General features: G+C 65.1%; 22 protein-coding genes. 10 read left to right on the forward strand and 12 right to left on the reverse strand.

Going from position 1 to position 23,126, the window contains the following annotated elements; all coding sequences use genetic code 11:
- Positions 1 to 8 precede the first annotated feature (8 nt).
- Both ACODRW_RS13060 and ACODRW_RS13065 read left to right on the forward strand, forming a co-directional pair.
- The gene (locus tag ACODRW_RS13060) at positions 9 to 635 is read left to right on the forward strand and encodes a helix-turn-helix transcriptional regulator (protein WP_107799708.1); all 627 of its coding nucleotides are present in this window, start codon (positions 9 to 11) and stop codon (positions 633 to 635) included.
- Between the two features lie 194 nt (positions 636 to 829).
- Positions 830 to 1,399: a lysophospholipid acyltransferase family protein gene (locus tag ACODRW_RS13065; RefSeq protein ID WP_488905910.1), complete on the forward strand. Its 570-nt coding sequence runs from the start codon at positions 830 to 832 to the stop codon at positions 1,397 to 1,399.
- Positions 1,400 to 1,562: 163 nt separating this feature from the next.
- Here the strand turns inward: ACODRW_RS13065 and ACODRW_RS13070 are convergent, their stop codons facing one another.
- From ACODRW_RS13070 to ACODRW_RS13085, 4 genes are all read right to left on the reverse strand, one after another.
- Complete coding sequence (locus ACODRW_RS13070; RefSeq protein ID WP_488905911.1) at positions 1,563 to 2,297, reverse strand: hypothetical protein; 735 nt, start codon at positions 2,295 to 2,297, stop codon at positions 1,563 to 1,565.
- 81 nt (positions 2,298 to 2,378) lie between these two features.
- The gene (locus ACODRW_RS13075) at positions 2,379 to 2,939 is read right to left on the reverse strand and encodes a DUF1415 domain-containing protein (protein ID WP_227107675.1); all 561 of its coding nucleotides are present in this window, start codon (positions 2,937 to 2,939) and stop codon (positions 2,379 to 2,381) included.
- Positions 2,940 to 3,020: 81 nt separating this feature from the next.
- The gene (locus ACODRW_RS13080; RefSeq protein ID WP_019101682.1) at positions 3,021 to 3,224 is read right to left on the reverse strand and encodes a cold-shock protein; all 204 of its coding nucleotides are present in this window, start codon (positions 3,222 to 3,224) and stop codon (positions 3,021 to 3,023) included.
- 240 nt (positions 3,225 to 3,464) lie between these two features.
- A complete protein-coding gene (locus ACODRW_RS13085; protein ID WP_488905912.1) occupies positions 3,465 to 4,064 on the reverse strand; it encodes an HD domain-containing protein in 600 nt (199 codons plus the stop codon).
- Positions 4,065 to 4,207: 143 nt separating this feature from the next.
- On the opposite strand from ACODRW_RS13085, the gene ACODRW_RS13090 reads away from it, so the two are divergent.
- The gene (locus tag ACODRW_RS13090) at positions 4,208 to 5,314 is read left to right on the forward strand and encodes an HD-GYP domain-containing protein (RefSeq protein ID WP_158274297.1); all 1,107 of its coding nucleotides are present in this window, start codon (positions 4,208 to 4,210) and stop codon (positions 5,312 to 5,314) included.
- Between the two features lie 6 nt (positions 5,315 to 5,320).
- Here ACODRW_RS13090 and ACODRW_RS13095 read toward each other — a convergent pair whose 3' ends face one another.
- Entirely contained in the window at positions 5,321 to 6,166 is an 846-nt protein-coding gene (locus ACODRW_RS13095) for a dienelactone hydrolase family protein (protein ID WP_227107677.1), read from the reverse strand.
- Positions 6,167 to 6,333: 167 nt separating this feature from the next.
- Here ACODRW_RS13095 and ACODRW_RS13100 point away from each other — a divergent pair, with 167 nt between their 5' ends.
- Entirely contained in the window at positions 6,334 to 7,485 is a 1,152-nt protein-coding gene (locus ACODRW_RS13100) for an HD-GYP domain-containing protein (protein WP_107799701.1), read from the forward strand.
- A gap of 151 nt (positions 7,486 to 7,636) precedes the next feature.
- On the opposite strand, the gene ACODRW_RS13105 is transcribed toward ACODRW_RS13100, so the two are convergent.
- Genes ACODRW_RS13105 through yjgA form a run of 5 tightly spaced genes read right to left on the reverse strand, consistent with a single transcriptional unit; the run spans position 7,637 to position 11,669 of the window.
- Positions 7,637 to 8,206: a hypothetical protein gene (locus ACODRW_RS13105; protein ID WP_488905913.1), complete on the reverse strand. Its 570-nt coding sequence runs from the start codon at positions 8,204 to 8,206 to the stop codon at positions 7,637 to 7,639.
- 8 nt (positions 8,207 to 8,214) lie between these two features.
- The gene (locus tag ACODRW_RS13110; RefSeq protein WP_227107679.1) at positions 8,215 to 9,531 is read right to left on the reverse strand and encodes an MFS transporter; all 1,317 of its coding nucleotides are present in this window, start codon (positions 9,529 to 9,531) and stop codon (positions 8,215 to 8,217) included.
- Between the two features lie 57 nt (positions 9,532 to 9,588).
- Positions 9,589 to 10,536, reverse strand: a complete 948-nt coding sequence (locus tag ACODRW_RS13115; protein WP_107799698.1) for a YheT family hydrolase — start codon at positions 10,534 to 10,536, stop codon at positions 9,589 to 9,591.
- A gap of 3 nt (positions 10,537 to 10,539) precedes the next feature.
- The gene (mog, locus tag ACODRW_RS13120; protein WP_107799697.1) at positions 10,540 to 11,118 is read right to left on the reverse strand and encodes a molybdopterin adenylyltransferase; all 579 of its coding nucleotides are present in this window, start codon (positions 11,116 to 11,118) and stop codon (positions 10,540 to 10,542) included.
- Positions 11,118 to 11,669: a ribosome biogenesis factor YjgA gene (yjgA, locus tag ACODRW_RS13125; RefSeq protein ID WP_081545106.1), complete on the reverse strand. Its 552-nt coding sequence runs from the start codon at positions 11,667 to 11,669 to the stop codon at positions 11,118 to 11,120. The genes mog and yjgA overlap by 1 nt, the downstream gene beginning before the upstream one ends.
- 85 nt (positions 11,670 to 11,754) lie before the next feature.
- Here yjgA and pmbA point away from each other — a divergent pair, with 85 nt between their 5' ends.
- The 6 genes from pmbA (at position 11,755) to ACODRW_RS13155 (ending at position 19,606) form a co-directional block, all read left to right on the forward strand.
- Positions 11,755 to 13,098: a metalloprotease PmbA gene (gene pmbA, locus ACODRW_RS13130; RefSeq protein ID WP_486635459.1), complete on the forward strand. Its 1,344-nt coding sequence runs from the start codon at positions 11,755 to 11,757 to the stop codon at positions 13,096 to 13,098.
- 154 nt (positions 13,099 to 13,252) lie between these two features.
- Positions 13,253 to 13,897 (forward strand): DNA oxidative demethylase AlkB, encoded by a 645-nt coding sequence (gene alkB, locus ACODRW_RS13135; RefSeq protein WP_474453884.1) that lies wholly within the window; start codon positions 13,253 to 13,255, stop codon positions 13,895 to 13,897.
- Between the two features lie 3 nt (positions 13,898 to 13,900).
- Positions 13,901 to 14,818 (forward strand): DNA-3-methyladenine glycosylase family protein, encoded by a 918-nt coding sequence (locus tag ACODRW_RS13140; protein ID WP_488905914.1) that lies wholly within the window; start codon positions 13,901 to 13,903, stop codon positions 14,816 to 14,818.
- Positions 14,819 to 14,949: 131 nt separating this feature from the next.
- On the forward strand, positions 14,950 to 16,089 hold the full coding sequence (locus ACODRW_RS13145; protein ID WP_107799693.1) for a patatin-like phospholipase family protein: 1,140 nt from the start codon (positions 14,950 to 14,952) through the stop codon (positions 16,087 to 16,089).
- An 82-nt stretch (positions 16,090 to 16,171) separates the two neighbouring features.
- The gene (locus ACODRW_RS13150; RefSeq protein ID WP_107799692.1) at positions 16,172 to 16,663 is read left to right on the forward strand and encodes a disulfide bond formation protein B; all 492 of its coding nucleotides are present in this window, start codon (positions 16,172 to 16,174) and stop codon (positions 16,661 to 16,663) included.
- Positions 16,664 to 16,963: 300 nt separating this feature from the next.
- On the forward strand, positions 16,964 to 19,606 hold the full coding sequence (locus ACODRW_RS13155) for a TonB-dependent receptor plug domain-containing protein (RefSeq protein WP_488905915.1): 2,643 nt from the start codon (positions 16,964 to 16,966) through the stop codon (positions 19,604 to 19,606).
- Between the two features lie 49 nt (positions 19,607 to 19,655).
- Here the strand turns inward: ACODRW_RS13155 and ACODRW_RS13160 are convergent, their stop codons facing one another.
- Positions 19,656 to 21,308 carry a CHASE2 domain-containing protein gene (locus ACODRW_RS13160; RefSeq protein WP_488905916.1) on the reverse strand — a complete coding sequence of 551 codons (1,653 nt, stop codon included), beginning with the start codon at positions 21,306 to 21,308 and terminating at the stop codon, positions 19,656 to 19,658.
- Positions 21,309 to 21,317: 9 nt separating this feature from the next.
- Positions 21,318 to 22,874, reverse strand: coding sequence for a FecR family protein (locus ACODRW_RS13165; protein WP_253314152.1), 1,557 nt, complete (start codon positions 22,872 to 22,874; stop codon positions 21,318 to 21,320).
- Between the last annotated feature and the right edge of the window lie 252 nt (positions 22,875 to 23,126).

Consider the following 23,126-nt stretch of genomic DNA (forward strand, 5'->3'; position numbering starts at 1 on the left):
CCGCGGCGATGAATAGCGCGGATCGGCTGCTGTATCTGCTGAAAACGCGGGGGCCTCAGACGGCTCAGACGCTGGCGGCGGAGCTGGGGCTGACCAGCATGGGCGCGCGCAAGCATTTGCTCGCGCTGGAGGAGAAGGGGCTGGCGCGGATGGAGGCCCAGGCTCAGGGCGTGGGCCGGCCGGCCCAGCTCTGGCGCTTGACCGAGAGCGGTCATGGCCGTTTTCCGGACCGGCACGCGGATTTGACCTTGCAGTTGCTGGAGCAGGTGAGGGAGCTGTTTGGCGAGTCCGGCCTAGAGAGTTTGATTCAACGGCGAGAGGCGCAGTCGGAGGAGGAATATCGGCTGGCGATGTCCGGCGCGGACGGGCTGGGGGAGCGGGTGGCCGCGTTGGCGCGGATACGCAGCCAGGAAGGCTATATGGCGGAGGCGCGCCTGGACGGCGACGGCTGGTTGCTGCTGGAAAACCATTGCCCGATCTGCGCGGCGGCGCGCCAATGTCAGGGCCTGTGCCGCTCCGAGCTGGCGCTGTTCGCCCGGGTGTTGGGGCCGGGCGCGGAAGTGCGGCGGCTGGAGCACGCGCTGGAAGACGGCGGGCGGCGCTGCGTGTACCGCATCCATCCCTTGGCGGAGTGAGGCGGCGCGGCGCTTGCTTTTTGAATTCATGGACTTGCGAGATCTGATTGTATTTCGCAATGCGGATTTACCGGGATAGTTTTATCAGGTACATTCCGGCGTTTTTCCACGTGGTTGGCGCTTGCCCCGACGCTGGGCGGCGCCTGTTCGGTTGTCGCTCCCCGTCCTGGGCGAGGCCCTTGCTCAGGACCGTCATGCATTTCACCATTTTCGACACGCCCGTGATCCGGCCGCTGTTCCGCTGCTTGTCCATCGCCATGCTCAAGCTGAGCGGCTGGAAGCTGCGAGGAGAGTTTCCCAAGCTGGACAAATACGTGCTGATCGGCGCGCCGCATACCAGCAATTGGGACTTTCCGCTGACGCTGGCCGTGTGCTTCGCCGCGCGGGCCAAGATCTACTGGATGGGCAAGCACACGCTGTTCGCCGGGCCGATGGGGCCGGTGATGCGCTGGCTGGGCGGCATTCCGGTCAAGCGGCATCAGAATAATTCCCTGGTGCAGCAGATGGTGGAAGTTTACCGGCGTTCGGACCGGCTGGTGGTGGCGATTCCGCCCGAGGGCACGCGCAAGGCGGTGACCGAATGGAAGACCGGCTTTTATCACATCGCCTGCGGCGCGGAGGTGCCGGTGGCCTTGGCGTACCTGGATTACAGCCGCAAGGAGGCCGGCTTCGGCCCCATATTCACGCCCAGCGGCGATATCGACGCCGATATGCCGCGCATCCGCGCCTTTTACCGCGACAAGGTGGGCAAGCGTCGGGGCTGAGCCCGACTCCCGGAACCGCTTCAATGTCTGCCGCGCTGTAGCGGGAGGGATGGAACGGGGCCTTGAAAACCGTTTCGAAAGGCTCATGCGCCATGAGTCCATTCCGCTTTCTCAGTGGCTTTCGCCTTGTCTCGCTTTTGCTCGCGAGACTTTGAACGGGTTCTCAGGGCGCCGCGGCCTGGGCGACGGCGCTGACCGGCAGAAACTGCAGGAAGGGGCCGGCGATCAGCGATTGACCGAAGTCTATGGCGCTGCGGCGCAGTTTCTCGTCCGACAATTCCGCCAGCAAATCCAGCCTGGCCATCATTTTGCCGAACTCCCGCTCGAAGGACAGATTGCGCACGCTGCCGATTTCATTGGATAGCAAGACCGGCGCGCCGCTGATCTGGCGGTTGTTCAGCATCCAGGCCGCCACTTCCAGATTGTGCGAGGCGTTGGCCAGCTGCTGCGCGTCCAGCCCATGCACCAGGAACAGCTCGGTGCGTCCGCCGTAGGCGTCCACCAGCATGGAGCCCATGCCGTAAATCAAGGCGCCGGCCCGGTCGCCGCCAAAGCCGGGGTCGAAGGCCGCGCTCATCGCCGCGATCGAGCGCTGGCCGTTCAAGGCCGGTAGCGGGGCGTTGTTGCGGATGGAGCTCATGACCTGGCGCATCGCGGCCGGGTAGTCGGCCGCGCCGGTCTTGCGCCATTCTCTGGGATTGCGCTTGTACAGTTTTTCCAGCAGGGTTTGCAAGCTGGCGAGATTGTCGCGCATGGCCAGGTTGGCCATGCGATTGGCGCTGCTCTGCCCCAGCTCGTTGCCGCGAAAGTCGTCGCCGGCGACGGGCTTCTGCACCGGGGTGAAAGCGCAAGCGCTCAACAATAGCGCGACGAGCGGCAGCAAGGGCCTGAGCGACATGGGGGCTGAACTCCAAGAAGGTGGAATGCCCGTGGTGTACCACGCCCGCGACGGGCTTGGCAATGCGCGGCGAGCCCGCGCTTACGGCGTTTTGCCGGCGAACAGCGCTTTCCAGCCGTCCAGGCCCAGCTGTTTCAGCGTTTCGATATTCTTTTCATAGATGGCTTCCGCCTGCGGGAAGGCTTCCACCGCGCGGCCGATGCTGGCTTCGCGCAGCAGGTGCAGCGTGGGGTAGGGCGCGCGATTGGTGTAGTTCTCGATATCGTTGATGCCGGTGCCATCGAACTGGAACTTGGGGTGGAAGCTGGCCACTTGCAGCTCGCCGTCCAGTCCCATGTCTTCGACGATGGCGTCGGCGATGTCGAGGAAGTCGTTGAAATCCAGGAAGCGTTGCAGCGCGCGAGGGTGGATCAGCAAGGTGGTGTCGATCTCGTCCGGGCTGCTGTCGGCCAGCAGGCGCAGTTCGGAGGCGAGCTCTTGCGCCAACTGATCCGGCTGGGCGGCGTCGCTGACCACGTAGCGCACCTGGTTCTTCACGTAGACGCTCTTGGCGAACGGACAGAGATTGAGCCCTATCACCGCTTTTTCCAGCCAGTCGCGGGTGGCGGCGATGATGTGTTCGTGATCGTCGGAGACGGACATGGGAATTCCTTGCGTTGAAGCGTAAATGCAAAAAACCCGGCGCGAGGCCGGGTTTTCATCAAGCTGTACTAATCGCGATGATTAGATGGGCTGGATGTTGGAGGCTTGTTTGCCTTTCGGGCCGTCTACGACGTCAAAGCTAACGCGCTGGTTTTCAGCCAGGGTGCGGAAGCCTTTGGCATTGATCTGGGAGAAGTGAGCGAACACGTCGTCGCCGCCTTCATCCGGGGTGATAAAGCCAAAACCTTTGGAGTCGTTGAACCACTTAACGGTACCGGTTGCCATTTTGTTAATTCCTCAAAACGAGCAGTTGAAATAAAAGGCACGAAGTTCAAGGGAAATGGCGACTGAGGTACGGACTTAATGCCACTACGACAACAACACATCCACAACTTGAGCATCCTGCGGCAGGAATAGTGCCTATAGTTCCGGGACATGGCAAGCGTTTTCTGCATGGCCGAAAGGGTTTTTATCCTGTTTTTTCAGTATCCCCTGGCATTTCTACCGGGTTTTCTCCATTTGGGCTCAGGCGCCGAAGTAACCGTCCCGCTCCGCGCGGTCCAATTCCACGCGCAACCAGTCCGCCGCCAGCGGACAGCCGTCCTCCACTTTGCCCACCGCCATGCTCAGCACTTGTTGCTTGCCGACGCCGTTTTCGCGCCAGCTTTGGCCGCCGGATTGCAGATTGAGCAAGATGGGCATCAATCGGTCTATCGCGCGGGCGAAACGCGCTTCCGCGCTTTGGCGGGCCTCGAACTCCTGCCACAAGGCCAGCAGCTCCGCGGCCATGGGCTGGGGCAGCAGGCCCAGGATGCGGCGCATCGCGGCCAGTTCCTCGGCTTCGCGCTCGGCGGAGCCGTCCGCGGCGTAGACGATGGTGTCGCCGGTGTCGATTTCGCCCAGGTCGTGAATCAGCAACATGCGCACCACCTTGTCGATGTCCACCGGCTCGGCGGCGAAGTCGCGCAGATTGAGGGCGAACAGCGCGATTTGCCAGCTGTGTTCCGCGGAGTTCTCGTAGCGGTCGACATGGGCGGCCTTGGTTTTGCGCAACACCGTTTTGAGTTTATCCACTTCAATAATGAAGGCGATGTGTTGTTGCAGCGTTTGCAGTGGGTTTTGCATGGGAATATCGGACATAAAGAGCGGACGATGCGCCGGGGGCGCAAATTATGCGCGGCGCGTGGCGGTTTGGAAAGGCCGCTGTCGCACGCTTTGCCGCATGCTGCATATACTGGAATGAAGGGCGATTGAAAATGGGAGGGGGCATGGGTAAGCAGGAGCTGACGCTGGAGATTGTGGAGCCGGAGGCGTTTCACGATTTCATGGAGGTGATGAGCGATTACGCGCCGCAGGTGGAGCACTTGGTTTGCCAGCTGGGTTTCGGCGACACCGACGCCGCTCAGATCGATCAGCTGTTTCGCTTGCTGCACAGCATCAAGGGCGACGCCAGCATGTGCCAGGTGCGCTTCGTGGTGCCTTTCGTCCACGCCTTGGAAAGCCTGCTGGAGCGGCTGCGCAGCGGCGAGGTGGTCTACGAGGACTCGATAGGCGATGTGATGCTGTTGGTGATGGACCGCTTGGGCCTGGCGCTGGAGGCGCTGGATAACCACGAGCTGCTGGACGATCTGCAGCTGCCTTTGCTGATGCGGGCCTTGAACCAGGTGGCGGAGTGCCCGGTAGGCGAGCTGCTGCAGCGTTGTCAGCAATTGGTGGAGCAGATCACCGGCATTCCCTTGCACGTGATCGAGTCGGATGCGCCGGCGGACGCCGCCGCGCAGCTCAGTCAGGGCGATCTGGCGTTTTTCCGGCTATTGGCGCTGCAGTTCGAGCAGCGTTTGCCGCAGTTCCAGGGCCGTACCGAGCGCAATCTGGAATTGGCGCTGGAGGCCAGCCGTCAGGCGCCGGGGATGGTGGACGACAGGCAGCTGGAAGCGGCGGTGTATATGCACGATATCGGCATGATGCTGTTGCCGGAGTCGTTCTGGTTGAAAGTGGGGCGGATGAGCGAGGCCGAGCGCCTCCAGATGGCGGAGCATCCGGGTTGGGCTGCGGGCCTTTTGGAGAGGATGCCGGCCTGGGCCGACGCGGCGCGCATGGTGGCCCAGCATCACGAGATGCCGGACGGCCGCGGTTATCCGCAGGGCTTGCGCGGCGACGAAATTTGCAGCGGCGCGCGCATCCTGGCCCTGGTGGACGCGTTCGAGGCGGTGACCTTGAAGCACGCGCATCGGGGCTTGCGGCATTCGATGATGCGCGCCATCGCCGAGATCAACGCCTCGGAGCGCCAGTTCGATCCCTACTGGCTGGCGCGCTTCAATCAGGTGATCCGCATGCGGCTGGCGGCCTGCGCCAGACGGCCGCCGGGAGAGTAGCCGGTGTCAGACGCCGTGTTGTTTGAACCATTGCAGCATGCGCCGCCAGGCGTCGGCGGCGGCGGCGGCGTTGTAAGTCGGACGGTAGTCGGCGTTGAAGCCGTGGTCGGCCTCCGGGTAGACCACGATTTCGGAGGGCTTGCCGGCGGCGCGCAGAGCGGCCTTCATTTTGTCCACCGATTCCAGCGGAATGCCCTTGTCCAGGCCGCCGTAAAGCCCGAGCACCGGCGCATGCAGCTGGGCGACGACGTCCAGCGGCTGACGCGGGGTGTTGGCGCCGGCCTCGCCTTGCAGCCGGCCGTACCAGGCGGCGCCTGCCTTGAGCGCCGGATTGTGCGCCGCGTACAGCCACGCCTGGCGTCCGCCCCAGCAAAAGCCGGTGACGGCCGCGCGCTTGACGTCGCCGCCGTGGCCGCCGGCCCAGGCCAGCGTGGCGTCCAGATCGGCCAGCACCTGGCTGTCGGGCACCTTGCTGACCAGGCCGCTGAGCAGTTCGCCGATGCTGGCGACCTTGCTCGGGTCGCCCTGGCGGAAATAGAGCTCCGGCGCCACCGCCAGATAGCCGGCCTTGGCCAGCCGCCGGCACAGATCGCGGATATGCTCGTGCACGCCGAAGATTTCCTGCACCACCAGCACCACCGGCAAGGGTCCGCCGGCCGCGGCGGGCTTGGCCATGTAGCCCGGCATGACGGCCGGCCCGGTCGGGATTTCCACCGCGCCGGCGCTGAGGCCGTCGCCGTCGGTGAGAATGGCGCTGGCGGCGATGGGCTGCACCGCCAGCGCGAAGCCCACGCCCACCGCGCTGTTCAAGAAGTCCCTGCGCGAAGCGTCGACGCGTCGATTGCTTGTCATAACGGCATTCTCCAACGAGGCAAGAGGATTGAAGCAACTAGATTAATGTCATCGGCATTGCATGGCAAGCCGGCGCGAGAGCGGGACCGCGGGGGCTTCCTTAGGCCGATGGAATGCGGCATTATTCACAGCCATTGAAGCATGACTTAACGAAACGTAAATAGATTATGCCGGACTCCTCCAAAGTGAAGTTGCCCACCAGCTTCTTGCGCATCGGCCAGCAATTGCCGGTCGACGTGTACGCCAAGAACGGCCTGCTGCTGCTGAAAAAAGGCCATTACGTGCTGACGCCGGAGCAGCGCGAGCGGCTGGTGACGCTGGCGCACGGCGACAGCGAGGAGGTGGCGGCGCGCTTGGAGCGCGAACAGCTGGAGCGCGCGGCGCAGCGCGAAAAAGAGGCCGCGGCCCAGGTGCAGCCCAACCCCATCATGGAACTGGGCTTCCAGACCCGCCGCGCCGAGGGCCTGCTATTGCACGGCTTGGCGGTGCCGGGCCTGGCCGGGCGGCTGGCGGACATGGCGGACGCGTTGATCCGGCTGGCCAGCAAACAGCCGGACGGGGTGCTGGCCAGCGTGTTGCTGACGCCCTATCGCGATATCGGCAGCGCCCACAGCGTGCACGTGGCGGCCATCATGGCGGTGCTGGGCCGGCGGCTGGGCATGGAGGAGGCGCGCTTGCAGGCGGTGGTGGGCGCGGCGCTGAGCATGAACCTGGCGATCACCGGCCTGCTGAATCAATTGTCGCGGCAGCCGACCCCGCCGGACGCCGCGCAGCGCGACGATCTCTACGCCCATCCCATCGTAGGCTCCGCCATTTTGCGCGAGGCCGGGGTGGTGGACGAGCACTGGCATCTTCTGGTGCAGACCCATCAGGAGCAGCGCGGCGGCGACGGCTACCCGCAGGGGCTGCGCGGCGAGGACATCCACCCGGACGCGGCCTTGCTGCACATGGTGGATGTGTTGTGTTCCTGCATCCATCAGCCTCAGCCGGCCTTGCCGGCGCTGGTGATCGGCAGCTTGTACCGCGGCGAGCTGGGCGATTTCGATCCGCAGCACGCGGCCTTGCTGATCAAGGAGCTGGGCGTGTACCCGCCCGGCAGCTTCGTCAAACTGGCCAGCAACGAGATAGGCGTGGTCACCCATCGCAGCGACAAGGCCAATGCGCCGCGCGTGGCGGCCTTGCGCAAGCTGGACGGCGCGCCGTACGCGGACGCGCTGCTGCGCGACACCCGACAGAACGCCTACCGGGTGCTGGAAGCCGTACCGCTCGCGGCGGCGACGGTGAAGCCGGCCTATCTGGCCAAGCTGTGGCAGAAGTGAGCGGGTTCGGAACCGGCTCGCGATCTACCGTGTGCGGACGGGCATAATACGGTGAGTGTGGCTTAAGAAAGGCTCATACATAGTATGAGCCTTTCGCTTTCTCGGCGGCCATGCCGGGTTTTGAGCTGGCTTCGAGGATTTGAACGGAAGCTCAGAGCCGTGCTTGCCCCAGCGGTTGCAACTGGATGCCGGACACGTCCTTGATCTTCCAGATGCGGCGAATGTGGGCGAGATCGCGCTCGGACTCGTCGCGCAACCGCGCTTCCGGCAAGAAGCTCATTTCCACGTCCACATTGCCCAGATAAACCGTCTCGCCGCGTTTCAGCTCAAACGGCGCGGCCAGGCGGAAGCTGCGCATCTTGCGGCTGACGCCCCAGGCCCCGTCCTCCAGCCAGTTGGCCCAGACTTGCTCCACCCGATACTGGCCCGGCTCCAGCGTGAACAGCATCAGTTTGCCCTCGGCCATGGACTTGCCCTGCTCGCCGAACACGGTGTCGGTCAGCAGGCTGGCGCTGTCGGCCGCCACGACGCGGCCGGCGGCGTTGGCGATGTTCAGCCCCAGCGTCGCGCTGTCCGGATTGGCGGATTTGCCGGTCAGCGACAGAATGGCGTAGCCGCGCTCGGCCGGCGGTTCCAGGGAGCCGCGCAGGCGCTCGGCCATGCCGGCGCAAGCGGAGAGCAGAAAAGCGCAGAGAGCGAGGACGAAGATTCGTGTCGGCATGGTTCTTCCTATCGTCCGCCGGAAGCGGCGGCTTGGCTGGAATTGTCCGCTGTTTGCGCTTGCGGCTTCAAGCCCAGCACCAAGAGCGCGCTGAGCAGCAGCGAGCCGCTGAGCCAGAAGTAAGCCAGGGTGTGGCTGCCGGTGGCGGCCTCGATCAAGCCCAGCGCGTAAGGGCCGATGAAGCCGCCGACATTGCCCACGGAGTTGATCAGGCCGATGGCGCCCGCCGCCAGCGTGCCGGTCAGAAACGTGGTGGGGATGGACCACCACACGCCCATCGGGCTGTAGACGCCGATGGCGACGACGGTGACCGAGAGCAGCGCCACGGCGATACTGTCGCTCAAAGCGCCGATCAGGAAGCCGGCGGCGGCGAGCAAGAGCGGCAGCGCCACATGCCAGCGCTTTTCCCCGCGGCGGGACGAGGAATGGCCCAGCCACAGCATGGCGGCCAGCGCCGCCAGCATGGGCACGGCGGAGGCGAGGCCGATGGCCAGCGGCGACCAGCCGGAGGCGTTCTTGATCACCGTGGGCATCCAGAAACTAAAGCCCCAGAAACCGGTAATCCATAGAAAATAGATCAGGCACAGCCGCAACACCGCCGGCTGCGCCAGCGCCTGGCGCAGCGTGGCCGGCTGTTGTTCACGCGTGGCGGCTGCTTCCGCCTTCAGCGTATCGATCAGATAGCGCTTTTCCTCCGCGCTCAGCCAGGCGGCCTGGGCCGGATCGTCCCGTAGCCACAGCAGTATGGCGAAGCCGTAAAGCACGGTGACGCCGCCTTCCAGCAGGAACAGGCTTTGCCAGCCCTTGAGGCCGAAGGGCTGCAGGCCCACCATCCAGCCGGCCAGCGGCGCGCCGACGATGGCGGAGACCAGCAGCGAACACAGGGTGATTGAAATGGCGCGGGCGCGGGTGTCCGCGACGAACCAGCGCGGGATCACCGAGGCGTAGATCACCGGGTAGAAGCTGGCCTCGCACACGCCCAGCAAGAAGCGCAGGACATAGAACTGCCACTCGTTCTGCACCAGGCCCAGCAGCATGCTGACCGCGCCCCAGGAGAACAGGATGCGGGCGATCCAGCGGCTGGGGCTCCAACGCTCGGCCAGGATGGCGCCGGGCACTTCGAACAGGACGTAGCCGGCGAAGAAGATGCCGGCGGCCAGGCCGTAGACCTTGGCGTTGAAGCCGAGGTCGGCGTTCATGGTCAGGGCGGCGTAACTGACGTTGACCCGGTCAAGAAAGGCCAGAACCGAGGCGATGAACAGCGGAGCGAGAATGCGCAGATAAGTCTTGCGCAGGACGGAGGTCTTGACGGTGTCGGAAGCCATGCGGCGCTTTCGCTTGAGGGTGGGATGCCGTCAAGATGCGCAGAAAGCGCCGCGCAGTCAATCCAGATGCGGTTCGAAGAATTCCAGCAAGCGTGACGGCAGCCAGTCCAGTGTGCCGGGGAAGGCGCCGGAGGCGAAGCCTACGTGGCCGCCGTGGCGGGGGAACTCCAAGGTGACGCTGGCGGCCACGTCGGTCTGGCGCGGCAGTGCCTGCTCCGGCAGGAAGGGGTCGTTGCGCGCGTTCAGCACCAGGGTGGGGCGGGCGATCTGGCCCAGCCGCGGTTTGGCGCTGGCGCTGCGCCAGTAATTGAGCGCGGTGCCGAAGCCGTGGATGGGCGCGGTGACCAGGTCGTCGAACTCGATGAAGGTGCGCGCGCGGCTGAGCTTGCCGCCGTCGAACAGGCCGGGATGGCGCTGCAGCGATTCCAAGGCCTTGGGCTTGAGCGTGCCCATGAACATGCGGGTGTACAGCAGTTTGCCCAGGCCGCGGTCCAGCCGGGTGCTGGCCGCCACCAGGTCCAGCGGCGCGGACACCGCCGCCGCCGCGCGCGGCAGCGCCTGCGCGCCTTCGTCCGCCAGATAGTTGAGCAGCATGCTGCCGCCCAGGGACACCGCGGCGGCGGCCAAAACGGGGAAGCGTTGCGCCAGCCGGCTCAGAATCCAGCGCACCTCGGCGCCGTCGCCGGCGTGATAGGCGCGCGGCAAGGGATTGTCCACGCCGCCGCAGCCGCGAAAATGCGGCACCACGCCGTTCCAGCCGCGCCGCTGCACCGCTTGCATCAGCGCGCGCGCGTAGTGGCTGTCGCTGCTGCCTTCCAGGCCGTGAAACAGCACCACCAGCGGCGCGCCGGGCCGTCCGGGCACGAAGTCCAGCGCGATGCGCGCGCCGTCCGGCGTGTCCCACAGTTCGCGGCGGTAGTCGGGGCGGCGGGTCTTGATCGCCAGCGCCGGCCAGATGGTTTGGGCGTGGCCGCCGCGCAGCCAGGCGGGAGACTGGTAAGCCATGGCTCAGTCCGGCTTTTTCTGCGCCGATTTGGGGCGGAAGGCCTTGACCACCGTCTCATGGGTTTCGATATAGGGGCCGTCCAGCAAGTCTATGCAATAGGGCACGGCGGCGAAAATGCCGGGCACTTCCACCTGGCCGTCGGCGCCGCGCAGGCCTTCCAGCGTTTCCTTGATCGCCTTGGGCTGGCCGGGCAGGTTGAGGATCAGCGCCTGCTTGCGGATCGCGCCCACCTGGCGGGACAGGATGGCGGTGGGCACGAAGCGCAGGCTGATCTGGCGCATCTGCTCGCCGAAGCCGGGCATCTCGCGGTCCGCCACCGCCAGCGTGGCTTCCGGCGTGACGTCGCGCGCCGCCGGGCCGGTGCCGCCGGTGGTCAGCACCAGCTGGCAGCCTTCCTCGTCCACCAGCGCCTTGAGCGCGGCTTCGATTTGCGGCTGCTCGTCCGGGATCAGCCGGGAGACGACGGCGAAGGGGCTGGCCAGCGCGGCGGCCAGCCAGTCCCGCAGCGCCGGGATGCCCTTGTCCTCGTACACGCCGCTGCTGGCGCGGTCGGAGATCGAGACCAGGCCTACTTTCAGCATCACTCGTCGTCCTCTTGGTCCTGCTGGTGCAGGCGCGGCTTGCCCGGTTCGGGGATCACGTCCTTGACGGCCTGATAGAGCAGGCGGAAGGACTTGGGCGGTTTGTTGTCCTGTTTTTCCTTGCGCGCGTTGCGGATCAGCGTGCGCAGCTGTTGCGGATCGGCGGCCGGGAAGTCGGTGACGAAGTTGGCCAGCATCTTGTCGTCTTCCATCAGCCGTTCGCGCCAGCGCTCCAGCAGGTGCTGCCAGGCGATGTGCTCGGACGATTCGCCCTTGAGAATTTGCAGGTATTGCTGGATCGGTTCCGGGTCCACGTCGCGCATCAGCTTGCCGATGTATTGCAGCTGGCGGCGAAGCGCGCCGTGCGCGGTAAAGCGTTTATAGTCCAGAATAGCGGTGAGCAAGTCTTCCGGCAGCTGCATTTTTTTCAGCGTGTCCTTGGACAGCTCCACCAGTTCGCGGCCCAGGTCCTGCAGCGCATCCATATCGCGCTTGCGCTGGGATTTGCTGACGTAGCCGTCGTCCGGGCTGTCGTTCTGGTAATGGGTCATCGTTGGCAATTCTCAATCGGTTTTCTCAAGGCTGGTATGATACCGGAAAAGGCCTCCGGCCGTTTCGACCATTGCGAAAGACACTATGGCAGACAAAACATTCAGTTTCAGCCAAGCCGCGCTGGAGGACATCGCCTCCCGCGTGATCGAACTGGCCAAGGCCGAGGGCGCCAGCGCCGCCGAGGCCGACGTTTCCGAAGGCCTGGGCCAGACGGTGAGCGTGCGCCTGTCCGAGGTGGAAACCATCGAGTACAACCAGGACAAGGGCGTGGGCGTGACCGTCTACCTGGGGCAGAAAAAAGGCCATGCCAGCACCTCCGATTTTTCCGAAGAGGCTTTGGCGGACACCGTGCGCGCGGCGCGGGACATCGCGCGCTACACCGCCGAGGACCCTTGCGCCGGCCTGGCCGATTCCCAATTGATGGCCACCGAGTTTCCCGATCTCAGCTTGTACCACCCGTGGGCGCTGCCGGTGGAGGAAGCCATCGAGCTGGCCAAATCCTGCGAGGCCGCCGCGTTGGCGGCCGATCCGCGCATCCGCAATTCCGAGGGCGGCACCGCGTCCTCGCAGTCCAGCCATTTCGCCTACGCCAACAGCCACGGCTTCATCGGCGGCTACGCCAGCAGCCGCCACAGCATTTCCGCGGCGGTGGTGGCCGAGGACGGCGGCGCGATGCAGCGCGATTACTGGTATTCGTCGGCGCGTCGGCGCGAGGACTTGGACGCGCCGGAGGCCATCGGCGCCAAGGCCGGCCAGCGCGCGGCGCGGCGGCTGGGCGCGCGCAAGGTGAAGACCGGCCAGTATCCGGTGGTGTTCGAAGCGCCGATCGCCGCCTCGCTGCTCAGCCATCTGGTGGCCGCCATCAGCGGCGGCAGCCTGTACCGCAAATCGTCCTTCCTGCTGGATTCTCTGGGCAAGCCGGTGATGTCGGCCAACATCACCGTGGACGAAGATCCCTTCTTGCTGCGCGGCATGGCCAGCGGTGCCTTCGACAACGAGGGCGTGGCCACGGTGGCGCGCCGTCTGGTGGACAAGGGCGTGCTGCAGGGTTATATGCTGGGCAGCTATTCGGCGCGAAAGCTGGGCATGCAGACCACCGGCAACGCCGGCGGCGCGCATAATCTGGTCGTGCATTCCACCGGCGAAAGCCTGGAGGAGTTGCTGCAGGCCATGGGCACCGGCCTGCTGGTGACCGAGCTGCTGGGCCAGGGCGTCAACACCGTCACCGGCGATTACTCGCGCGGCGCGGCCGGCTTCTGGGTGGAGCGCGGCGTGATCGTGCACCCGGTGGAGGAAATCACCATCGCCGGCAATTTGCGCGAGATGTTCATGCAGATCGACGCGGTGGGCAACGACGTGCTGGAGCGCGGCGGCCGGCAGATGGGCTCGGTGCTGTTGCGTAGCATGATGGTGGCCGGCGAGGCCTGAGAACCTGTTCAATGTCTGCTGCGCATCGTGAAACTTGGCACGGTGAGTACCGCTTCGAAATGCTCATGTACCGTATGTACATTCCGCTTTCTCAGCGGTTTTCGCCTTGTCTCGCTCTTGCTCGCGAGACTTTGAGCAGGTTCTGAGGCCGGCGATGGCGGATCTGTTCGCGCCGGAAGAGGGCGGCTGGCTGGAGCGCCTGTCGCCCGGCGCCGCCTTATTGCACCGCCGCGCCAGCGACATCGACGCGGCGCTGCTGGCGGAAGTGGAAGCCGTGCTGCGGCAAGCGCCGCCGCGCGGCATGCAGACGCCGGGAGGGCGGGCGATGTCGGTGGCCACTTCCAGCTGCGGCGCTTGCGGCTGGGTGTCCGACGCGCGCGGCTACCGTTACGCCGAGCGCGATCCCGTCAGCGGCCAGCCGTGGCCGGCGATGCCGGCCTTGTTGCGCGTCTTGGCCGAACAGGCCGCCGCCGAGGCCGGCTTCCCCGGCTTTGCGCCGGACGCCTGCCTGATCAACTGCTATGCCCCGGGCGCCAAGATGTCCTTGCATCAGGACAAGGACGAGCGCGATTTCGGCGCGCCCATCGTATCCGTGTCGCTGGGTTTGCCGGCGATTTTCCTGTTCGGCGGTCTTAGCCGCGCCGAGCGTCCCGGCCGCATCGAGTTGCGCCACGGCGACGTGCTGGTGTGGGGCGGGCCGGACCGCATGCGTTTCCACGGGGTGTTGCCGGTGGCGGAGGGCGAACATCCTTTGCTGGGGCGGCGCCGCATCAATCTGACTTTTCGCAAGGCGCGCTGATCCATGGCTGAACCGGCCGATTCCGTTTCGCTGTCTTTATCCCTGTCTTTGCCCGCGGATTTTCGCCGGGACGACTTCATGGCCTTCCACCGCCGCGACGCTCAGGAGCTGTCCGAGCGGGTGACGGCGCTGAGCCTGAGCAAGGGCTTGCTGTGGCGCGGCGAGCCGGCCTGTCTGAGCATGACGTTCGCCGCGGACGCGGTGCGGGTGGGGCTGGACGCGGACGTTTCGCCGCAGGCCGGCGACGCGGCGGCCTTGACCGCCATGGCGCGCCGCATGCTGGGCTTGGCGCAGCCGGTGGCGGATTTCGAGCGCGCGCATCGCGGCCATCCGCAGCTGGCCGGCCTGATCGCCGCGCGTCCCGGCTTGCGCGTGCCGCAAACCACCACGCCGTTCGAGGCGCTGGTCTGGGCCGTCACCGGTCAGCAGATCAGCGTCCACGCCGCCATCTCGCTGCGGCGTCGGCTGATGCAGTTGGTCGGCAAGCGCCACAGCGGCGGTCTGCTGTGCCATCCGTCGCCGGAGCAATTGGCGGAGCTGGAGGCGGACCAACTGGGCCAGGCCGGTTTCTCCCGCGCCAAGACCCGGACCTTGCTGGAACTGAGCCGGCAGACGGCCGACGGCGGCTTGCCCTTGCAGGGCTGGCTGGATGGCTGCGCGCCGGAGGAGATCGCCGCGCGCTTGCTGGCCTTGCCCGGCATCGGCCCGTGGACGGTCAGCTACGCGCTGTTGCGCGGCTATGGCTGGCTGGACGGCTCCTTGCACGGGGACGTGGCGGTTCGGCGCGGCCTGCAGCGCTTGCTGGAGCGGGCCGAGGCGGTGTCGCCGCGCGAAACCGAGCAATGGCTGCAAGGCTTCGCGCCGTGGCGCGCGCTGGTGGGCGCGCATTTATGGGCCATGCAGACGGCGGCTGCTTATTGAGCCTGTACGGCCGATTTCCTCCGCGCGAAGTTGGCGCTGGCCGCGGCGTTTGACTATGTCTAAATAGAACAAGAAGCCGTGCGGCGTCGGGCATGCCGATCCGCCGCCAATATAGCCACGCGAGGTGCGGGATGGGGAGGCAATCCGATATCGGGCTGGTCTTGTCGGGCGGCGGCGCGCGCGCGGCGTACCAGGTGGGGGTGTTGCTGGGAATTGCCCGGCTGCTGCCGGATGCGCGCGTCAATCCCTTTCCCATTATTTGCGGCACGTCCGCGGGGGCGATCAATGCGGTGGCGCTGGCCTCCGGCGCCGGTAATTTCCATCTGGCGGTGTCCACGCTGGCGCAGATGTGGAAGCAATTGCACATCCAGGATGTCTACGACGCCAGTTCCGGCTATTTTCTGAAGACTTTTCTGCACTTCGGCCTGTCCATCCTGTCCGGCGGCCGTCTGTGGCGCAATCCCAAGAGCTTTCTGGACAACGCTCCGCTGCGCGAGCTGCTGACCAAGGTGATGGTGTTCGAGGGCATAGACCATTCCGTGCGTCACGGCGCGCTCAAGGCGCTGGCGCTGACGGCTTCTTGCTACACCACCGGGATGTCGGTCACTTTTTTCCAGGGCGCGGACAGCCTGGAGGAGTGGGAGCGCTATCAGCGGCTGGGGCTGCGCGAACGCATCAATATCGAACACATGATGGCCACCTCGGCCATTCCGCTGATTTTCCCCTCGGTCTGCCTGGGCGAGAAGTTTTACTGCGACGGCGCGGTGCGGCAGCTGTCCCCCTTGTCGCCGGCCTTGCACCTGGGCGCGGAAAAGCTGTTTGTCGTCGGCCTGGCCAGCAAGCGGCCGGACACCATAGAACGCCGCCACAGCGGTTTCTATCCGTCGCCGGCGCAGATTTTCGGCCATCTGCTCAATAGCGTGTTCATAGACAGCATGTCGGTGGACATGGAGCGGCTGACCCGGGTCAATCACACCGTGTCGCTGCTGCAAAGCCATGAGGACCTGGCGCGGCAGACCCAGTTGCGCAAGGTGGACATCTTCATGCTCAACCCCAGCAAATCGCTGGAGGGCATCGCCTACAAGCACACCCGGCTGTTTCCGCCCTTGCTGCGCTTCCTGCTGAAGGGTACCGGCGCCACCCGTCACCGCGGCACGGCCCTGGCCACTTATCTATTGTTCGAGCCGGGCTACACCCGCGAGCTGATCACGCTGGGCTATAAGGACGCCTTGCATCAGAAAGAGGCGATACGCCGCTTTCTGGAACTTTAAGCCGCGGGGCGGTTCTGACTCCTCCATGTTGTATGGCACAATCATGCGCCATGACGTAATACCGCCAAACATTGAGGAAGATATGGGCTTGAGCAACCGACAAGGTTTTCTGCTGATCGCCGCCGCCTGCGCCGGCGCGATGGGTTTTGCATTGTTCGCGCAATACCAGCTGGGCCTGGAGCCGTGCCCGCTGTGCATTTTCCAGCGCATCGGCGTGATCGCCGCGGGCGTGATCGCCTTGCTGGCGGCGCTGGTCAATCCAGGCCGTTGCGGCGCCAGGGCCTGGGGCGGTTTGACGATTCTGGCCGCCTTGGCGGGCCTGTCGGTGTCGCTGCGCCAATTGTGGCTGCAACATCTGCCGGCGGACCAGGTTCCGGCCTGCGGTCCCGGCCTGGAGTTCCTGATGGAGTCCTCGCCGTTGACGGAGGTGATTTCCAAGGTGTTCAAAGGCAGCGGCGAGTGCGCCACCGTGGAGTGGACCTTCCTGGGAATGGCGATGCCGTTCTGGGTGGCGGTCTTCTTCGTCGGCGTGATCGGCTTCGCCGGCTGGTTGATGGCGCGCAAGTCCGCCTGACGCCGGATTGCCGCGCAGCGAAGGCCGCCTTGGGCGGCCTTTTTCTTTGGGTCATGATCTTATTGCATGCTTAAGATGTAAATAATAATGACGGCATCGGAAACCGCGCGGCGGGCAGGCGCGCCTGTGCTTTTATCGCCACAGCTGAAATTTATTTAAGATGTTGATTTTAAATGGATGTGTGGTTTTCCGGCCTTGGGGAGGGGGCCGGCGACTACCGCCAATCTCTTTGTAGCGCCCGCTGCGGCAGCTTAGGGGCGCGCGCCGCGACCGGCGAGCGCACTACAAGGGGGTAAGGAGATGAAACGCAGCTATCTGGCGGTTGCCGCGGCGGGCATGGGCTTGGGCATGGGCGCTTGGGCGGAGGAGGCCGTCCCGCTGGAGCGGGTGACGGTGACCGGCTCCAATATCAAGCGCATCGGCAAGGAAAAGGCTTTGGCGGTGGAGGTGATCAAGAAAGAGGATATCGACAAGACCGGCGCGTCCACCGTGATCCAGTTGCTGGACCGGCTGCCGTCGGTGGGCAGCCTGCTGGCCGGCACCAACTCCAACAGCTTTGCCGCCGGCGCAGCCACCGCCGGCCTGCGCGGCATGAGCTCCAAGTACGTGCTGGCCTTGCTGAACGGCCGTCGCTTGCCCAATTACGCGATGTTCATCAGCGGCACCGACGCCTTTGTCGATCTGAACACCTTGCCGCTGTCGGTGATTGAATCGGTGGAGATTCTGCGGGACGGCGCATCGGCCATTTACGGCTCCGACGCGGTGGCCGGCGTGATCAACTTCAAGACCCGGCGCAACTTTCGGGGCGCCGAGGCGGCGCTGCGCGGCGGCGGCAATCTGGATGGAGACGGCATCGAGCAGGGGCTGAATCTGAGCGGCGGCTTCGGGGATTTGGAACAGGACGGCCAGAACCTGCTGCTGTCTTTCGACGTTTACCACCGCGAGCCGGTGTTTAGCCGCAACCACGACGCCACCCGCAGCAACGATTACCGTTTTCAGGGCGGGCCGGATCTGCGCAGCGGCGCGCAATGGGGCTATTGGAACGACCGCACGCCCAACGCCGACAGAAGCAACGCGCTGGCCAAGCCCTTGCCCGGCTGCCCGCCGTGGCGGCTGACCACCCGGCCCAGCGGAGCCGCGCTGTGCGTGTCCGACGTGGATGAGATGGGCGCTCAGTTGGCGCCGCGCACCAGTCGTTACGGCTTGATGGCCCATTACACCCGGCGTTTGAGCGGCGACGCGGAGTTCTTCGCCGAACTGGGACTGAACCGCACCGAGACGCCGCTGGACGGCGCTTATTCCTTTGTGCAGACCATTGTGTCGCCCAATTGGGCGATTTATCCGCGGGACGGCGGCCTGGCGTCGGTGTATCCGGACTTCAAACCCACCGACAATCTGCAAATCACCCGCAATCTGTCGGAGAACGGCCGGCGGCTCAACGAGATCACCAGCGACACGTATCGCGCGGTGCTGGGCGGACGCGCCTTGTGGCGCGACTGGGATCTGGAGAGCTCGCTGAACCTGGGTTTGAACAAGGTGGAGGCGAGGCAGAACAATGTGGTGTTGAACGACGCTTTCCTCGCCATGTTGCGGAACGGCGCCGACGGCGGGCCGCTCTATAACCCGTTTTCGCAGCAGAACGACGCCGCCGCGCTGCGGCCGTATCTGGCCACCATCGCCAACACGTCCTCGTCGCGTTTGTCGGCGTTTGAATTCAAGGCCAGCAATGATGAGTGGTTCAGGCTGCCGGCCGGCCCCGCCGGCTTCGCTGCCGGTCTGCAGTGGTCGCATGAATCGATAGACGCGCAGCCGGACCCGCTGCTGCAAACCGGCAAGATCATGAATTTCGCCGTCCAGCAAAGTCTGCGGGCCAGCCGCTCGGTGCTGTCCGCTTTCAGCGAAGTCAATTTGCCGGTGTTGAAGAATCTGGAGGTCCAGCTGGCGGTGCGCGCCGACCGCTACAACGATTTCGGCGACACCTTCAACCCCAAGCTGGCTTTTTCCTTCCGCCCCTGGGAGCCGGCGATGCTGCGCGGCTCCGTCACCACCGGTTTCAAGGCGCCGACGCTGCCTCAGCTGTACGCGTCGCGCCAGGCCTACACTTCGGTGTACGACTACGCGCAGTGCGCCGACCGCGGCATCGCCCGCGAACGCTGCGGCTTGGCCAGCAATCAGCTGCGCAGCGGCGGCAACGCGGGGCTGAATCCGGAGGAGTCGCGGAACTACGCGCTGGGCCTGGTGCTGCAGCCGACTCCGGCGCTGTCGGCCACCGTGGACTGGTACCGGATCGAGGTGTCCAACACCGTGCAGTCGCTGGACCCGCAATACGTGCTGGACAATCCGGACCGTTTTCCCGGCTTCGTGGTGCGCAAGCCCGCCGATCTTCCCGGCGTAAGGGGGGATATCGACTACATTTCCGCGCCGTACATGAATATCGGCAAGACCCGGACTTCCGGTGTCGACATCGATGTGCAGTACGACTGGTCGCTGGGCGCTTACGGCAAGCTCAAGTTCCGCAACGCGCAAAGCCGCATCTTCAGCTACCGGGAATCGCAGACCGAGACCGATCCGATGCTGGAGTACGCCGATTACGGCGCGCAGCCGCGCTGGAAAAACGTCTTTGAAGTGAGTTACAGCCGGGGCGGCTATTCTGTGGGGCTGACGGCGCGCAGCTACGCGTCTTTCAAGAACCTGTACTCCCAGCTGTACCGCAATGCCGGGGACGTGAAGGAGAGGGTGGGGTCCTACACCGCGCTGGATCTCAGTGTCGGCCTGAAGCCGAGCAAGGGCTTCAGCGTCAGCGGCGGCATACGCAATCTGGGCAACCGGATGCCCAGTTACGCCACCGGGGCCGGCTTCAGCGGCGGGGCGGCCGCTTACTCCGGCCCCGCCACCGATTTATGGGGGAGGATGTTGTACCTGTCCGGCCGTTACGTATTCTAGGAGGGCGCATAGGCCGCGGGCATGGCGGGGCGAGGCCGTCGGCGCGGGGTCAGCGCTGGTGCTGAGGCGTCAAGGTGGCGGGGGCGGGGCTGACCGCGTTGCGGCCGGAGCGCTTGGCGATGTAGAGCGCGCTGTCGGCGTCTTCGTAGAAGGTGCGGCCGTTGTCGTCCGTTTCCGGCACCCGGGCGGCGACGCCTATGCTGCAGGTGACTTTGCGCAAGGGGCTCTTCAAATGCGCCAGCTCCAGTTCTTCCAGCCGGGCGCGGAAGCCTTCCGCCGCGGCCACCGCCTGGTCCTGCCCGCATTCTTCCAGCAGCACGCCGAACTCTTCGCCGCCCAGCCGCGCCACGATGTGGCGACGGGGGCTGAAGTAGGCGTTCAGCTCTTGCGCCAGCCTTTGCAGGATCAGATCGCCGGCGTAATGGCCGTAGTGGTCGTTGTAGCCTTTGAAGTTGTCCACGTCCAGGATCAGCAGCGCCAGCGTCTTGCCGGCGGCGCGGTGCTTGTCCAGCGTCGGCGCCAGGATTTCGTCGAAGTGCCGGCGGTTGTAGAGCCCGGTGAGGCCGTCGGTATTGGCCTGCAGCAAAAGCTTGGATTGCCGCGACACGAAGCGGACGCTGCCGGCCAGCCATAGCAGGATGGCGGTGGTGACGCCGCTCCAGAACACCGAGGCCAGCGTCAGCAGCAGGACGCTGAGCACCAGCACGCCACAGGAGGCCAGCAGATAGGCCGGCAGAATGCCCTGGCGGTGCTTGTAGCGGCTGAGCAGCAGGTCCAGCAGCAAGATGGCCAGCGCGTTGATGACGGCTTTCCATCCCAGCGGCAGCGGCACCGGCGTGTTGTCCTGTTGCAGCCCATGAAGCAGGAAGGCGTTGATTTCCACGCCGGGCATGCCGCGGTTGTTGGCCGACAGCGGCGTGGCGTGGATATCGCCCAGGCCGGTGGCGGTGGCGCCCACCAGCACGATCTTGCCGGCGAAGAAGGCGGGAGGCAGTTGATTGAGCGCGTCGATATAGGACACTTGCTGGAACGGCGGCGGGCCGGACAGATAGGGCACCATCACCGGGTCTTCGCGCAGCCAGCTGCCCGGCTTGCCGTGCGGCATCGCCATTTTCTGCTGTTCGGACTGGCGCTGGCCATTGGCCAGATCCAGCACCGCCTGCGCGAAATTGGGGTGGTGGGGCGAGCCCAGGCCCGCTTTCAGATAGACGCGGCGGATCACGCCGTCGCTGTCCAATTCGTAGTCGGTGTGCCCCAGACCGGCGCTGGCGGTGGCGATGGCGGGCAGGGGCCGGGTCTCGGTCAGGCGGTTGTCCTGCATTTCCGGAAACACCGGACTGATGACTTTGCCGTTGCGGCGGATGGCGTCCGCCAGCGCCTGATCCGACTCCGGCATATTGTGCGAGGGCTCGGCCAACACGATGTCCAGGCCCACGGCCTTGGCCTGCGCCAGCTTGTCCACCAGCTGGGCGTGGAATTCGCGCGGCCAGGGCCAGCGGCCCAGCTCCGACAGGCTGCGCTCGTCCACCGCGACGACGACGATGTCGCTGGTCTGGTTATGGTTGGACTTGATCCGGATCAGCCCGTCGTACAGCCAGAAGTCCAGCCGCAGCAACAGGCCGGAGAGGGTCAGCAGAGCCGCCAGCAAGGCCAGCAAAAAAGGCAACAAGCGCAGAATCTTGTCGCGATAGTAAGTTAGCATGTTGCCATTCTAGGGAAGTTTTCCGGGAAGAGTGAGCATTTCTTGCTCTTCCGTCGCCAAGTAGCCGTGTTCTCCCTCGATCTTGACGCTTGCCTTGTATTGCCCGGCCGGCAAGGCTTCCAGCGCCTTCAGCTCCCATTGCGGCTTATCGCTGCTCAGCGAGAACGGCTGCGCGTTGGCGGCCTGGGCCGCGGTCAGCGTCAGGGTGTAGCGCGCGCGGGCGACGGGATAGGGGCGGGCCGCCAGCACCGGGGTGGTTTTGTCCAGGCGGCTGAGCCAGCCCTTGGTCTCCACTTTTTGCGCGGCGGAGAAAGGGCCCGGCCGGCCTTGCGCGTCCAGCCGCGCCAGCCTCCAGTACCAGATGCCGGATTCCGGCAACTCGGTTTTGAACTCGGCCTCGGCCACGCTCTGTTCCAGCAGCGGCTGGGCGAAATCCGGCTGACGCGAAATCTGCAGCCGCAGCGGGCGTTCCGCGCTGGCGTCCACCCGCAAGGTCAGGGATTTGCCGCGCAGCTGGACGCCGTCCGCATGGGTGAACAACAGCGGCGGCAGCGGGTAGGCTTGCAGCTTGAAGCTGCGCGTGCTGTCGTAGCCTTCCAGGCCGGAGCGGTTCTTGGCGCGGACGTGCAGCACGTAGTCGCCATTGCCCGGCAGGCGCGGATAGTAACGCGGCGCCTGCAACTGGCGCTCGGCCAGGCGCTTCTTGCCGCTCAAGGTCACGCGGTAGGAGGCGGCGCGTTCGTCGCGCTGCCACTCCAGCGGCGGCGGGTTGAACTGGCTATTGTCCGCCACGGTGGACAGGTCCGGCGGCGGCGGCAGTTCTTCCGGCTTGCTTGGCCCGCTTTTACGGCTGGACAAGGTGCCGAAACCGGCGGGCACGTCCACCTTGCTGCGACGGCCCTTGACCTCCACGCTGCCTTTGAGCACTTCCGCCAAGGTGTCTTCGCCGCCGGCGGCGTTGACGCGGAATTCCGTGCCGCGCACGGTGGTGACCGCCGACGGGGTGCGGATCTCGTAGCGGCTGGGCATCAGGATGTTGGGAATCACCGAATTGCCGGTGCTGCCGTTGTTCAGCTTGATCTGGGACTGGATCGCCCCGGTGCTGGGGTAATAGACCTGGGTTTGCAGGCTCAGATCGGTATTGGCGTTGATCACCAGCGAGGAGCCGTCGACGAAGCGCAATTTGATCATGGCGTCGTTGCCGGTCGTGAAGCGGGTGCCTTTGGGGTATTTCTTGCCCACCGCCAGATCCAGCGGCTTGCCCTTGGCGTCGGCCGCGGCGGATTCGCCGGCCATGTCCTCCAGGGTGGCGTCGGATTGCGCCTGCCGGATCCAGGGGTAGGGGACCCGCAGGATGCTGCCGGGGATCAGCCGATAGGGGTTGGCGATGCGATTTCTGGCTTGCAGCTTCGGCACATAAGCGGGAGACGACAGATGCTCGGCCGCCAGCGACCACAGATTGTCGCCGTTTTTGACCGTATATTCCCAGATGGCCTTGTCGGCGGGATCGCCCGCCAGGGCCAATGTGCTGGCGAAGCAGCCAGCCGCCAGGATTAAATTGCGCATAGTTGAATCTCTTTATATGGAATGCAGAAAGTCAACCAAAAGTATCACCGCAGCCCAGACGCATTGCAAGCTGATAAGCAATAGAATGGTAGTTGTTTGTCCTAAGTTGGGCGATATGCGAATGCTTGCTTGAAATATGCGACGCAAAATGCAAAAAAGCAGCCTAAAGGCTGCTTTTTTGCAATGCTTGGCGGAGTGGACGGGACTCGAACCCGCGACCCCCGGCGTGACAGGCCGGTATTCTAACCAACT

This window comes from Chromobacterium sp. FG89 (assembly GCF_057808735.1).